The sequence below is a fragment of the Campylobacter sp. 7477a genome, assembly GCF_014892335.1.
Classification (GTDB): Bacteria; Campylobacterota; Campylobacteria; order Campylobacterales; family Campylobacteraceae; genus Campylobacter_A; species Campylobacter_A californiensis.
Map to the genome: position 1 here is coordinate 57,122 of NZ_JADBJH010000002.1, position 13,844 is coordinate 70,965.

General features: G+C 37.5%; 12 protein-coding genes. 10 read left to right on the forward strand and 2 right to left on the reverse strand.

Annotated elements, in window-relative coordinates; genetic code table 11:
- Positions 1–65 precede the first annotated feature (65 nt).
- Both aspS and CCAL5182_RS01025 read left to right on the forward strand, forming a co-directional pair.
- On the forward strand, positions 66–1,823 hold the full coding sequence (gene aspS / locus CCAL5182_RS01020; RefSeq protein WP_336610032.1) for an aspartate--tRNA ligase: 1,758 nt from the start codon (positions 66–68) through the stop codon (positions 1,821–1,823).
- Between the two features lie 285 nt (positions 1,824–2,108).
- Positions 2,109–2,678 carry an adenylate kinase gene (locus tag CCAL5182_RS01025; RefSeq protein ID WP_169972062.1) on the forward strand — a complete coding sequence of 190 codons (570 nt, stop codon included), beginning with the start codon at positions 2,109–2,111 and terminating at the stop codon, positions 2,676–2,678.
- 511 nt (positions 2,679–3,189) lie between these two features.
- Here the strand turns inward: CCAL5182_RS01025 and CCAL5182_RS01030 are convergent.
- Positions 3,190–3,543 (reverse strand): histidine triad nucleotide-binding protein, encoded by a 354-nt coding sequence (locus CCAL5182_RS01030; RefSeq protein ID WP_169936255.1) that lies wholly within the window; start codon positions 3,541–3,543, stop codon positions 3,190–3,192.
- 138 nt (positions 3,544–3,681) lie between these two features.
- On the opposite strand from CCAL5182_RS01030, the gene pheS reads away from it, so the two are divergent.
- The 8 genes from pheS to efp all read left to right on the forward strand — a co-directional run bounded on the left by pheS (position 3,682) and on the right by efp (position 13,506).
- Complete coding sequence (gene pheS / locus CCAL5182_RS01035) at positions 3,682–4,677, forward strand: phenylalanine--tRNA ligase subunit alpha (RefSeq protein WP_336610033.1); 996 nt, start codon at positions 3,682–3,684, stop codon at positions 4,675–4,677.
- A complete protein-coding gene (gene pheT, locus CCAL5182_RS01040) occupies positions 4,674–7,007 on the forward strand; it encodes a phenylalanine--tRNA ligase subunit beta (RefSeq protein ID WP_336610034.1) in 2,334 nt (777 codons plus the stop codon). The genes pheS and pheT overlap by 4 nt, the downstream gene beginning before the upstream one ends.
- Complete coding sequence (gene aroA, locus CCAL5182_RS01045) at positions 7,004–8,278, forward strand: 3-phosphoshikimate 1-carboxyvinyltransferase (protein WP_336610035.1); 1,275 nt, start codon at positions 7,004–7,006, stop codon at positions 8,276–8,278. The genes pheT and aroA overlap by 4 nt, the downstream gene beginning before the upstream one ends.
- Positions 8,268–9,092 (forward strand): 4-hydroxy-3-methylbut-2-enyl diphosphate reductase, encoded by an 825-nt coding sequence (locus CCAL5182_RS01050; RefSeq protein ID WP_169972058.1) that lies wholly within the window; start codon positions 8,268–8,270, stop codon positions 9,090–9,092. Before aroA ends, CCAL5182_RS01050 begins: the two co-directional genes overlap by 11 nt.
- 106 nt (positions 9,093–9,198) lie before the next feature.
- Positions 9,199–10,854: a 30S ribosomal protein S1 gene (locus CCAL5182_RS01055; protein WP_336610036.1), complete on the forward strand. Its 1,656-nt coding sequence runs from the start codon at positions 9,199–9,201 to the stop codon at positions 10,852–10,854.
- Positions 10,855–10,859: 5 nt separating this feature from the next.
- Entirely contained in the window at positions 10,860–11,345 is a 486-nt protein-coding gene (locus CCAL5182_RS01060) for a hypothetical protein (RefSeq protein WP_336610037.1), read from the forward strand.
- A complete protein-coding gene (gene serA, locus CCAL5182_RS01065) occupies positions 11,342–12,919 on the forward strand; it encodes a phosphoglycerate dehydrogenase (protein WP_336610038.1) in 1,578 nt (525 codons plus the stop codon). The genes CCAL5182_RS01060 and serA overlap by 4 nt, the downstream gene beginning before the upstream one ends.
- A gap of 20 nt (positions 12,920–12,939) precedes the next feature.
- On the forward strand, positions 12,940–13,506 hold the full coding sequence (efp, locus tag CCAL5182_RS01070) for an elongation factor P (protein ID WP_169936272.1): 567 nt from the start codon (positions 12,940–12,942) through the stop codon (positions 13,504–13,506).
- A gap of 25 nt (positions 13,507–13,531) precedes the next feature.
- Here efp and CCAL5182_RS01075 read toward each other — a convergent pair whose 3' ends face one another.
- Positions 13,532–13,777, reverse strand: coding sequence for a SelT/SelW/SelH family (seleno)protein (locus tag CCAL5182_RS01075; RefSeq protein ID WP_257792146.1), 246 nt, complete (start codon positions 13,775–13,777; stop codon positions 13,532–13,534).
- Between the last annotated feature and the right edge of the window lie 67 nt (positions 13,778–13,844).

The following is a 13,844-nucleotide window of genomic DNA, read 5'->3' on the forward strand; positions in this document are numbered from 1 at the left end:
AAGCTGTGCAAAAGCAAAATTTTAGTATAATCAGGGGTTTTAAACTGAAATTTAAAGGAGTTTGAATGCGAAGCCATTATTGCGCCGATTTGAACAAAGAAGATATCGGCAAAGAGGTTACGCTTTGTGGTTGGGTCAATACTTATAGGGATCACGGTGGAGTTATATTTTTCGATCTTCGCGACCGCACTGGTCTTATACAGCTTGTATGCGATCCGGCAGATAGCAAGACAGCTCACGAAACTGCTTCAAAGGTGCGTGACGAGTATGTTTTACGCATAAAAGGTAAAGTGCGCGCGCGTGGCGAAGGACTTGTAAACCCACGCTTAAAAACAGGTGATATCGAAGTTGTGGTAAGTGAATTAATAGTTGAAAATCCAAGTGAGGCGTTGCCATTTATGATAGGCGACGAAAGCGTAAATGAGGATATCCGCCTCAAATACCGCTTCCTTGATCTTAGAAATGAGAGATTGCAAAATATATTTAAAATGCGCTCGGCGGCAGCGATAGCAGCTAGAAACAGCCTAAGCAAAATGGGCTTTATAGAATTTGAAACACCTATCTTAACCCGCGCAACACCCGAAGGCGCACGTGACTATCTTGTCCCAAGTCGTGTTTATCCTGGACAATTTTACGCACTTCCGCAAAGCCCGCAACTTTTTAAACAGCTTTTAATGTGCTCCGGATTTGATAAATACTTCCAAATAGCAAAATGCTTCCGTGACGAGGACTTGCGCGCCGATAGACAGCCTGAATTTACGCAAATCGACGTTGAAATGAGCTTTACCGAGCAAGAAGATATCCTAAATATGGCTGAAAACATGCTAAAAGATATCTTTGCCGCTTGCGGATATGAGGTTAAAACACCGTTTCGTCGTATGAGCTACAAAGAGGCTACCGAAACATACGGAAGCGATAAACCCGACTTGAGATATGATCTTAAAATGATTGATGTTATTGATATTTTTGAGCGTTCTACAAATGAAATTTTTAGTTCTATCGCAAAAGATGCTAAGCGTAACCGCATAAAAGCGCTAAAAGTTCCAAATGGAGATAATATATTTAGCAAGCGCGAGATGAACAGATTTGAGGAATTTGTCCGTAAATTTGGCGCTCAAGGCCTAGGATACTTCCAAATGAAAGAGGATGGTTTAAAAGGACCACTTTGTAAATTTTTCTCAGAAAGTGATCTAAATGAGATCGTCTCAAGATGCGAGCTAGCGGTCGGCGACGTCGTATTCTTTGGCGCAGGTAAGAAAAAGGTCGTGCTTGACTATATGGGACGCTTTAGAATTTTCCTAGCCGAGCAAATGGGTATAATCGATCAGGAAAAAATGGAGTTCTTATGGGTGCTTGACTTCCCGATGTTTGAGCAAAATGATGACGGAAGCTACTCGGCAATGCACCATCCATTCACTATGCCAAAAAATATAGATGAAGAGGATTTAGAAGACATACTGTCTGTTGCTCACGACGTTGTATTAAACGGCTTTGAGTTAGGTGGCGGATCTGTGAGAATTCACAAAAATGATGTTCAGCAAAAAGTATTTAAGCTACTTGGTATAGATGAGGCAGAGCAACGTGAGAAATTTGGCTTCTTGCTTGATGCGCTAAGCTTTGGTGCGCCACCACACGGTGGTATTGCGATAGGATTTGACCGCCTTATAATGCTAGCAACCAAATCAACCAGCATTAGAGATGTTATAGCTTTCCCTAAAACCCAACGCGCCCAATGCCCGCTTACAAAAGCACCAAGTGAGGCAAATAGCGAGCAGTTAAGAGAGCTTGGGCTAAGACTTAGAGAGAAAGAAAAGCAAGCTTAAGAAGCTAAATAAATAGCGAATTTTAGTCGCAAATGATAAATCCTATGAAAGGTTTTCGGCGCAAAGCCTATTATTGATAGGATTTTTTACCTAATAATATTTAAATTAGGCAAATTATAAAAATTTAAAGGCGAGGCATCGCTTCTGCTTGTTGTTGGCGTAGTAAAACAAAAAAGCTAGGCTATGGATCTTAAATTTAAGCTTGTGTTAGGCAAAAAGTCTGTGGAGTAAAATTTAAATCCAGCAACACATAGCAAAGCGGTGCAAGCCGTAAAAGGAAAGAAAATGAAAAAACTATTTTTAATCATCGGCGCTCCTGGTAGCGGTAAAACAACAGACGCGGACTTGATCGCAAAGGCTGACGAGAGCTTTACGCACTTTTCTACAGGCGATTTACTACGTGCGGAAGTTGCAAGCGGAAGTGAGCTTGGCAAACTTATAGACAGCTTCATATCAAAAGGAAATTTGGTCCCTCTTGAAGTAGTTGTAAACACTATAGTTTCAGCTATCAAAAGCGCCAAAACGCCAAATGTAGTAATAGATGGATATCCAAGAAGCGTAGAGCAAATGAGCGAACTTGATAAAGTTCTAGCAGCGCAAAATGAGATCGTCTTAAAAGGCGTTATAGAAGTTGATGTTAGCGAGGATGTAGCTAGAGAGCGTGTTTTAGGTCGTGCACGCGGCGCTGATGATAACAATGAAGTGTTTAGCAATCGCATGAAAGTTTACCTAGAGCCAATCGTGGCTATACGCGAATTTTATAAAGGCAAAAGTCTGCTTCATGTGATAAACGGCGAAAGAGGTATTGAGCCGATCGTTGCCGACATGAAGGATCTTATAAATTCACTTTTATAATAAAATTTTGGGCTAAATTTTAGCCCAAAAGTACTACATTATTTCTAAAATTTATATTACACTCAAATTTCACGATTTTATTACCAAATTTTAGTCTCCAAAAGGTTTAAATTTGTCGATTTTATGATACTGCTTTAAAAATGCAAAACAATTTTTTTAACAAATCAAAATAAAAATCATGAGCTTCTATCCGAAAATAATATCAAAGGGGATGAGTTAAAATTTAACCCAATACAATGAACGCAATATGGCTTTACGCTATTTTGTGGGCTTTAGCGTAGCCAAAGACAAGCATGAGGCTTAGTTGATAATGAGACCGGTAAAATGTGTTAGATTTTGAGGTAAAAGATGGCGTTAGCATGAGAGCTTTAGACAGTTATGCAAATGGCATGCTTTAAAGCACGACTTATAAATATGTTGGAAAAATTTTTATCATAAAAAGCGGTAACCCCCTAAATTTAAAAAATAAAAGCAAGAAAGCTAAAATTTATGAAAATTTAGGAGTAAAATTTTAAAATGTTGATTGTGGATCAGTAGCGCTGTCTACCCAGCCTAATTTTGCGCCACCAAGCATATGGAAGTGAAGATGCATAACCTCTTGACCACCGTTTTCACCGCAGTTTGTAACCAAGCGATAACCGCTCTTGTCTACACCCATTAGTCTTGCTACTTGTTGGATAAAAAGTAGCATTTCTCCCATAAGTTCAGGCTCCATCTCTTGAATATTTTCAAAATGTTTTTTAGGGATTATTAAGATGTGTATCGGCGCTTTTGGATTGATATCGTGAAAAGCAAGAAATTTATCGTTTTCCAGGACTTTGTTGCAAGGAATTTCACCTGCGACTATTTTTTCAAATATTGTCATTTTAACTCCTTAGTAAATTTGCATAATTATATCAAAGAGGCACTTAAAATTTAAATTTTTAAGCACCAAATAAAGGTATTTTATCTATCTTTTAAACATTTTTCTATACAATCTATTAAAAATTTTAAAGGCTTAAAATTGGAAGAATTTGTAAATAGGATAAAAAACGAGTGTCAAACACTTGCGGATCTTGAAAAAGTTCGAGTTGAGATTTTTGGCAAAAAAGGAATTTTATCGGAGGGATTTGCTAAGCTTAAGTATATGCCCGAAGACGAAAAGAAAGAATTTGCCGCTCTTTTAAATAAACAACGCGATGAATTGGGTGCGCTTATCGAAACTAGAAAAAGCGAACTTAGTGAGCTTGAAGTTGCTTTAAAAATGAAAAGTGAAGCCGTTGATATTACGCTATTTAATGAGCCTATTTCAACCGGAGCACTACATCCTGTTATGGCTACGATGGATAGGATTATCGAGTACTTTATGTTACAAAATTTCTCACTCGAGACCGGTCCTTTGATAGAGGATGATTTTCATAACTTTGAAGCTCTAAATTTGCCAAAATACCACCCGGCAAGAGATATGCAAGATACGTTTTATCTAAACGACTTTAGACTTCTTCGCACGCACACAAGTCCTGTGCAAGTTAGAACCATGCTTGCAAACAAGCCTCCTATCCGCATGATAGCTCCAGGAACTGTTTTTCGTCGCGATATGGATCTTACTCATACTCCGATGTTTCATCAAGTCGAAGGACTTGTTGTGGAAGACGGAGATAAGGTGAGTTTTGCAAATTTAAAAAGCATGTTAGAACAATTTTTAAAACATATGTTTGGCGATGTAAAAGTGCGTTTTCGCCCTAGCTTTTTCCCATTTACCGAGCCAAGTGCAGAGGTTGACATTAGTTGTATATTTTGCCAACAAGAGGGTTGTAGAGTGTGCAAGCATACCGGCTGGCTTGAGGTGCTGGGATGTGGTGTTGTTGATCCAAATGTATTTAACGCGGTCGGGTATAAAAATGTAAGCGGATATGCATTTGGTCTTGGAGTTGAGCGTTTTGCGATGTTGTTGCACCGCGTGCCTGATTTGCGCTCTTTGTTTGAAGGAGATTTAAGATTAATGGAGCAATTTAAATGATAATATCAAAAAGCTGGCTAAATGAGTGGGTTGATCTTAAAAATATTAGCGGTGAAACACTTTTAAAGACATTAAATTCTATAGGACTTGAGGTTGATAGTTATAAGGAGATCAAGATCCCAGATAGTATAGTTGTGGGATATGTGATAAATAAAGAAAAACATCCAGATGCCGACAAACTAAATGTATGCCAAGTCGATGTCGGAGGCGAAATTTTGCAAATTGTTTGCGGAGCAAAAAACGTCACCGCTGGTCAGTTTGTCCCAGTTGCGCTTATAGGTACTGTTATGCCGAATGGGCTTGAGATAAAAAAAGCAAAACTTCGCGGCATAGAAAGTTGTGGCATGATCTGCTCATCTACCGAACTTGGTATGGTTAAGATAAATGACGGGATCATGGTGCTTGACGAAAGTATCGGAGCGTTAAAACTGGGTGCAAGTTTAAATCAATTTGAAATTTTTAAAGATGCTATTATAGAAGTAGATATCACGGCAAATAGAGGCGACTGCCAAAGCATAAATGGCATAGCTCGTGAAATTTGCGCTGCACTTGATCTTAGTCCAAGAGAAAATTTACCATATGAAGATGGAGAAAATTTGCTCGGCATAGGCAGAGTTGTGGCAACAAGAGCGGATGAGGGGCAAAAAAGCTCATTTTTATATCGTGCGTTTGAGATCAAGGGCGATATAAATGAAAATTTATTAACTCGTTTGCGTCTTGCCTTGATAGAAAGCAAAAAGACAAATGTAGTTGAAAGATTGCTTGATTATGTTACGCATTGCACCGGTGTATTATTTAAGGCGTATGATTACGCTAAACTTGGCGGAGTGGACGAGCGCGTGGTTTTTGACATTAAAAACGGAAAGCACGGAGAGTCTTATGTAAGTTGTAATGGTAAAAATTTAGGCATAACAGGAATTTATCAAGACGAATGTAGCATGCTTGATGAGAACTCAAAATTTGTAATCATCGAAGCAAACTACTCAGTCCCTTCTGTGCTTGCTGAAACTATCGGTGAAAATAAAAATTTACCAAAAGGAGACCATGTTTATAGATCTACTCGCGGAAGTGAGCCAAATCTTGCTTATGGCGCTGATTACCTTTTTAAAAGATTGTCTTCTCATAAAAATTTAAGCCTCTTTGCCGGCTCGCAACAATCAACTATGAGAGAAGAGCAAGTGACACTAAGCATCTCTTTAAACGAGCTTAAAAATATGATCGGACAAGAGATCGCTCGTAATGATATAGTTAAAATTTTAAAGAAATTAGGCTTTGAAGTTAGCGTAAATGTCGAACAAGAAAGTATTAACGTAAAAGTTCCTTTTTTCCGTCACGATATACTAAATTCTCACGATATTTGCGAAGAGATCGTTCGTATCGTAGGCATTGATAATATCACCTCCGTTCCGCTTGTTTTTGCAGAACAAAATCGTTTAACAAATACTTATATAAATTATAAAAATTCTTTAAATTTAAGAAAGCGTGCGGCGGATTGTGGATTTTTCGAGAGTATTCATTATGTTTTTGATGATGCTGATAGGCTAGCCAAGTTAGGTTTTGAGCCTTGTAAAGTTCAGATAGCAAATCCAATAAACAACGAACTTAACATGCTTAGACCAACACTGCTAAATCACATGCTAAATTCTTGCGAAAGAAATATCAAAAATTCTAAAAAATCAGTCAGGCTTTTTGAGTTAGGCGAGGTATTTAACAAAGATGGAGTTCAAAGCTCAAACATTGCGTTTGTGGTGTGTGGACTTGCAAAAGAGGCTACTTTGATAAACGGTGCAAAGGGTGAGGAGATAAGTTTTTATTCATTTGCTGCAATGGCTCAAGATGTGGTTGGGAAATTTGAGCTAATAGCAAGCGATGAGAAGAAATTTTTAAGCCCTTACGAGCAAGCTAAAATTTGTCAAAACGGAGAAGTTATCGGCTATATCGGACGTGTTGATATTAGAGTAGAGGACTCAAGAGATCTACCAAAGACATATTTTTGTGAGATAGAATTTGATAAGTTAAAATTTGTAAGCATTAAAGCAAATGCATACTCTAAATTCCCAAGCGTGAGTAGAGACTTAAGCCTTGTAGTTCCTGATGGTTTTGAGTTTGCAAAAATTTACGAATGTATAAAAAATTTAGAGCTTAAAGAGTTAAAAGAATTTTTGCCTGTAGATATTTACCGTGGAACAGGACTTGAGAATGCATCAAGTATAAGCATTAAATTTACATTCCAAGATATGCAAAAAACCCTTGAGGACGAGGAGATTAATGCGCTTATGGATAAAATTTTAGTGAGCTTGAAAGAAAAATTAAATATAGGTATAAGATGAAAATTTGTATTTTAAAAGAACCTATAAATATAACGCTAGATCGTGTGGCTTCAGACAAGTCTATCTCGCATAGAAGTGCGATATTTTCGCTTTTAAGTGACAAGCCTTCACGTGTTAGAAATTTTTTACGCGCCGAAGATACTCTAAATACACTACAAATAGTACAAAAACTAGGTGCAAAGGTGCAAGATAACGGTGATGAGATACTCATCACTCCACCAAGTAAAATTTGCGAACCAAATTCCGTACTTGAGTGCGGAAATTCCGGTACTGCGATGCGTATTTTTATGGGGCTTTTAGCCGCTCAAGATGGGTTTTTTGTTTTAAGCGGAGATGAGTATTTAAACAAGCGACCAATGGCTCGTGTTGGCAAGCCGCTTATGGCAGTGGGCGCTAAGATAGATGGAGTAAAAAACGGTGATTTGGCTCCACTTTGCATACGCGGTAAAAAGCTTGATAGATTTAATTATAAAAGTCCGGTCGCTTCAGCACAGATAAAAAGCGCACTGCTTCTTGCTGCGCTTTATTCAAATGGATGTGAATTCAGCGAGGATGAATTAAGTCGTGATCATACGGAAAGAATGTTAAAAGGGATGGGTGCTAATATAAAAAGTGATGGGTTAAATATCACGCTAGAAGCGATGAAAAAGCCGCTTTCTCCTCTTGACATAGATGTGCCAAATGATCCTAGTTCGGCATTTTTCTTTGCTGTTGCCACATCGATAATTCCTGGGTCGCATATTGTTTTAAAAAATATACTTTTAAACAAAACTCGTATTGAAGCTTATAGGGTTTTGCAAAAAATGGGTGCGGATATTAAGATAAAAGAGCTTTCTGATAAATATGAAACGATCGGCGAAATTGAAATCAAATATGCTCCTTTGAAGTCGGTTGATGTTAGTGAAAATATATCTTGGTTGATTGATGAGGCACCGGCTCTTGCCATAGCTTTTGCAAATGCACAAGGCACAAGCGTGCTAAGAAATGCGAAAGAACTTCGTGTTAAAGAGTGCGACCGTATAGCTGTAACTGTTGCAGGACTTCGCAAATGCGGTATAGATGCAAAAGAACTAGATGATGGATTTGAGATTACAGGAGGGGTTGCAAGCAGTGCTATTATCGATAGTCACGGTGATCACCGTATAGCCATGAGTTTTGCTATCCTTGGTTTAAAATGTGGCATGATGGTAGAAAAAAGCGAATTTATCGCAACATCTTTTCCAAATTTTGTAAGTATTTTAAGAAAGATAGGCGTTAGCGTTGAAGATTGAACTTGCTAGTAGTTACGGTTTTTGTTTTGGCGTAAAAAGGGCGATAAAAATCGCAGAAAGCGCAGGAAATGCCGCCACTATAGGACCTTTGATACACAACAACGAAGAGATAAACCGCCTTGCCATAAATTTTAATGTCAAGACACTAAACGGCATAAATGAGCTAAGTGATGAAAGAAAAGCTATCATTAGAACACACGGTATAACAAAAGACGATCTTGCTAAGCTCAAACAAAGTAGTATTGATGTGATAGACGCGACTTGTCCATTTGTAACCAAGCCTCAACAAATTTGTGAACGAATGAGCGAAGAGGGTTATGATATAGTGATATTTGGCGATGAAAATCACCCAGAGGTCAAAGGCGTAAAATCATACTCTCATGGGCGTGTTTTTGTAGTGCTTGAAGAAAATGAGCTAGATGATATCAAACTAAAACAAAAAGTAGCCGTAGTTAGTCAGACAACGCGCAAAGTTGAAAAATTTATGCAAATTGTGAATTATCTCATGCTTAGAGTTAAAGAAGTTCGTGTTTTTAATACAATCTGCAATGCAACTTTTGAAAACCAAGAAGCAGCAAAAGAGCTTTCAAAAAGAGCCGACATTATGATTATTATCGGCGGCAAGAACAGCTCAAACACAAAACAACTTTACTTAATATCTAAAAATTTCTGCAAAGATAGCTATCTTATCGAGAGCGAAGATGAGATCGATAAAGAGTGGTTTAAAAACAAAGAGCTTTGTGGGATTAGCGCGGGAGCTAGCACTCCTGATTGGATCATTCAAAAAGTTGTTAATAAAATAGAAAAAATATAAATTCCCCGCAATAAATTTTCTTGAAATTCAACCGCAAATAAGCGATTATTAAATATAATAAAATACTTTGCCCTGCGTGGCATAAAAAAACATAAAAAGGACCAAGATGGCTGTGAACAAAAACGTTCAAATTGAAGCAAATGAAGAAGAAGATTTTGCTGCGATGTTAGAGGAGTCTTTTAAAAAGACTGAAGAGGATAGTGACGGTGTTATCGTCGATATAAAAGGCGAAGAGGTTTCTGTAAACGTAGGTAAGAAATCAGAAGGTATTTTAAATATTTCTGAGATCACTGACGCAGATGGAAATTTAATGTATAAAGTTGGCGATACTATCAAGGTTGCCATAACTGGTTCACGCAGTGGAAGACCTGTTTTGTCACACAAAAAAGCTCTTAGAAAAGAGAAAGTAAAAGCCTTTATAGACTTTTTTGATCCTGAAAATTCAGGCGAGATTGACGTAAAAATCATAAATAAAAACAAGGGTGGATTTATCGCTGTTGATGCAAATGGTATTGAATTTTTCCTACCTAAAACTCAAAGTGGCTTTAAAAACACAAATGATGTTGTTGGTAAAAGTTGCAAAGTAAGAGTTATAAAAGTAGATAAAGATGAGCAAAGCATAGTTGTATCTCGCAAGAAAATTTTAGATGATGAGCGCAGAAAACGCAAAGAGGCTTTATCAAGCATAGTTGATAATACCGATGTGCTTGAGGGAACTATTAAAAAAATAACAACTTACGGTATGTTTGTTGATGTTGGCGGAGTTGATGGTCTTGTTCACTATAGTGAGATCAGCTACAAAGGTCCGGTAAATCCAAATTCTTTATATAAAGAGGGCGATAAAGTTCCTGTTAAAGTTATTAGCTACGATAATGAAAAACGTCATTTATCATTATCTATCAAAGCTGCTATGCCAAATCCTTGGGAAGAGATAAAAGATGGTCTAGAAGTTGGCGATACTATTAAAGTTATCGTTAGCAATATCGAGCCATACGGTGCTTTCGTAGATCTTGGTAATGATATAGAGGGATTTTTACATATTTCTGAAATTTCATGGGATAAAAACATTAAAAATCCAAAAGATCACATCTCCGAAGGCGAAGAGATCGATGTAGAGGTTATAGAGATCGACGCTAAGGGACATCGTTTAAGAGTTAGTCTTAAAAATTTACTTCCTAAACCTTTTGATGAATTTAAAGCAAAATTTAAAGAGGGTGATGTTGTAAAAGGTGTAGTAACGACAGTAACAAATTTTGGTGCATTTGTTCGCATTGATTGCGTTGAAGGACTACTTCATAATGAAGATGCTTCATGGGATAGAAACAACAAGTGTAAAGACATGTTTAAAGTCGGAGATGAGCTTGAAGTTAAGATCATTAAGATCGATGATGCAGAGCAAAAAATTTCTCTTAGCTTAAAAGATCTTGTTAAAAGTCCTGTTGAGGAATTTGCCAGCAAATTTAATATCGGAGATATCGTTAAAGGTACTATCCGTGATATTAAAGACTTTGGCGTTTTTGTTGAGCTTGGAAATAACGTTGATGCGCTTATTCGCAAAGAAGATCTTGGAAGCGTTGATAGTGACACGCTTAAAATTGGAGATGAGATAGAGGCTGCTATAGCGTTTATAGATGAGAAGAAAAATAGAATTCGCTTAAGCATTCGTCGTCTTGCTAAACAAAAAGAGCGCGAAGTATTAAATGAAATCAATGATGATGACAAGATAACTCTTGGCGACATTATTAAGGAACAATTACAGTAGTGTAAATGGGTAGAAATGCTCTTTTTTGCGTAGTGATTTTTTTATTGCTGATACTCGGAGTTTGCGGGTTCTTTTTATGGCGATACGCAAATTTAAATTTGGCGGAGACTCCGACTCAGCATTTTGGCCAAGAAGATGTGTCTACCCAAGTTCAAACACAAAATAATAGCGGTTGGATGGGTGAGCTTGCTTCCATCGATAAAAAAGACTATGCTTTATCGGCTAATGAAATTTTTATCGAATACAATAAGCCAAAGGTTCAAAAAAGTCAAATTACCGCATATGAACTTATAATCGATAAAAATGATATCTACTCGATATTTTGTCTAATGCAGACACTAAAAAATACTTTTGTTGATTTTACGGTCATAAAAGATGGTGTTAAAAGCCAAATTTTTTTAAATACTCAGGACTCAAAGTTGCTTCAAAATATTATATTGGAACTTAAAAACTACGACATTCATTCAAGTGTAAGAGAGGTTAAGCTATGAAGACTATTATCGTTTGTGATGCTATACATCCAGTTGGTTTTGAACTTTTAAACAAGGAAGAAAACCTAAAAATCATTGATGCTGTCAATGTGCCAAAAGATAAACTTTTAGAGATATTGCCAGAGGTTGATGTTGCTATAACTAGAAGCTCTACTGAGATAAATGAGTCCTTTTTAAATGCAGGTAAAAAACTTAAAGCTATCGTTCGTGCGGGTGTTGGTGTAGACAACGTAGACATAGATGGCTGCTCTCGTCGCGGTATAATAGCGATGAATGTCCCGACAGCTAACACTATTGCGGCAGTTGAGCTTACTATGGCACACATGCTGGCAGCTGCTAGAAATTTCCCGTATGCTCACAATGACTTAAAGATAGATAGAATTTGGAAGCGTGAGAAATGGTATGGCGTAGAACTTTTTAACAAAACACTTGGTGTTATAGGCTTTGGAAATATTGGTTCTCGTGTTGCGGTTCGTGCAAAGGCATTTGGTATGAATATCATTGCATATGATCCATATATCGACCCGACAAAAGTCGTTGATATGGGAGGTGTATACACTAGAAATTTCGATGACATTTTGGCTTGCGATTTTATAACTATACATACACCAAAAAATAGTGAAACAACAAACATAATCGGTAAAGATGAAATAGCTAAAATGAAAGACGGCGTGCGCCTAATAAACTGCGCGCGCGGTGGACTCTATAATGAAGAAGCGCTTGCAGAGGGTTTAAAAAGTGGCAAGATAGCTTTTGCTGGCATTGACGTATTTACAAAAGAGCCCGCAACTTCTCATCCTCTTTTAGACTTACCAAATGTTAGCGTTACTCCGCACCTTGGAGCAAATACGCTTGAGTCACAAAGAAATATCGCAGTAGAAGCAGTAGAGCAAGCTATTAGTGCGGCAAGAGGTATTAGCTATCCTAATGCCTTAAATTTACCGATCAAGACAGACGATCTACCGCCGTTTGTTGAGCCTTATATCGAGCTAACAAGCAAGATGGCCTTCTTAGCTGCCCAGCTAAACAAAAAAGCGATAAAAGCTATTCGCATAGAAACTCACGGCGCTATTAGCAACTATGCAAACTCAATGCTTACATTTGCGATAGTTGGAGCACTTAAAGAGAGTTTGGGAGATGCGATTAATTATGTAAACGCTAAATTTTTATGTGATGAAAAAGGTATAGCAACTGAAGCTACAGTTGGCGGCGATAGTATATTTAAAAACAAAATTACCGTTCGCATCACAACAGAAAATGATGTTGTGAGTGTTGGCGGAACAGTATTTGGCGAAAATCAGCAGCGCATCGTAACAGTTAATGGCTTTAAGACTGACTTTAAGCCAAAAGGCAAGATGATCGTCTTTAAAAACAACGACGTTCCAGGTGTTATCGCACAAATCAGCACAATACTTGCTTCTGAAAAGATCAATATCGCAGACTTCCGTCTTGGTAGAGATGAGCACGGCATGGCACTTGCTGTTATTTTGGTTGATGAAAACATCAGCAAAGAGACTTTAGCAAAACTAAATGCGCTTGAAACTTGCGTTTGGGCGCAATACGCAGTTATTTAATAAATTTATTAGGAGAAAATATGGCTTCATATTCAATGGGGGATTTAAAAAAAGGCTTAAAAATCGAAATCGACGGTGTTCCTTACAAGATCGTAGAATACCAACATGTAAAACCTGGTAAAGGTGCGGCATTTGTTCGTGCTAGAATCAAGTCTTTTATTGATGGAAAAGTTCTTGAAAAAACATTTCACGCAGGAGATAAATGCGAACAGCCCAATCTTGAAGATAAACAAATGCAATATCTTTATGACGATGGCGAATATTGCCAATTTATGGACACTGTTACTTATGAGCAAGTTGCAATATCAGATGAAGATGTGGGTGACGCAAAAAAATGGATGATCGATGGAATGATGGTTGATATTTTATTTCACAACGGTAAAGCGATCGGAGTTGAAGTTCCACAAGTGGTTGAACTTAAGATTGTTGAGACTCCGCCAAATTTCAAAGGTGATACTCAAGGTGGTAAAAAACCTGCTACTCTTGAAACGGGTGCTGTTGTGCAGATACCTTTTCACGTGCTTGAGGGCGAGGTTATACGCGTAGATACCGTTAGAGGCGAATACATCGAACGCGCAAATAAATAATATAGGGGCAAATAGCCCCTTAAATTTATGCTATTTTAGCTCTTATCAGGCGAGTGATCTCGTCTCCATGTGGAAAACGTGGCTCATTTGTGCCAATTAGATCTTTTTTTGAAAAAAGAACCTCTCCATTTAACTCAACGATGAAATTTCCACCATCTCCTATGATCTTCTCAACCTTGATATCGTCAAAATTTTTATTTAACTCTTCTTCTACACGAGAAGCTACAGGACGATAGTTTCAAGAGTTGCAGTAAGTGATTTTTACTTGCATCTTTTATCCTTTCCGCCTTTTAGGCAGAGAGATTTTATCTAAATTTTACTAAATAGTTTTATAATAT

Excerpts from the sequence above, each read along its gene's own strand:
- CCAL5182_RS01030 (WP_169936255.1), bottom strand. The coding sequence starts at position 3,543 with ATGACAATATTTGAAAAAATAGTCGCAGGTGAAATTCCTTGCAACAAA.
- serA (WP_336610038.1), top strand. The coding sequence starts at position 11,342 with ATGAAGACTATTATCGTTTGTGATGCTATACATCCAGTTGGTTTTGAA.
- CCAL5182_RS01025 (WP_169972062.1), top strand. The coding sequence starts at position 2,109 with ATGAAAAAACTATTTTTAATCATCGGCGCTCCTGGTAGCGGTAAAACA.
- aspS (WP_336610032.1), top strand. The coding sequence starts at position 66 with ATGCGAAGCCATTATTGCGCCGATTTGAACAAAGAAGATATCGGCAAA.
- efp (WP_169936272.1), top strand. The coding sequence starts at position 12,940 with ATGGCTTCATATTCAATGGGGGATTTAAAAAAAGGCTTAAAAATCGAA.
- aroA (WP_336610035.1), top strand. The coding sequence starts at position 7,004 with ATGAAAATTTGTATTTTAAAAGAACCTATAAATATAACGCTAGATCGT.
- CCAL5182_RS01055 (WP_336610036.1), top strand. The coding sequence starts at position 9,199 with ATGGCTGTGAACAAAAACGTTCAAATTGAAGCAAATGAAGAAGAAGAT.
- CCAL5182_RS01060 (WP_336610037.1), top strand. The coding sequence starts at position 10,860 with ATGGGTAGAAATGCTCTTTTTTGCGTAGTGATTTTTTTATTGCTGATA.
- pheT (WP_336610034.1), top strand. The coding sequence starts at position 4,674 with ATGATAATATCAAAAAGCTGGCTAAATGAGTGGGTTGATCTTAAAAAT.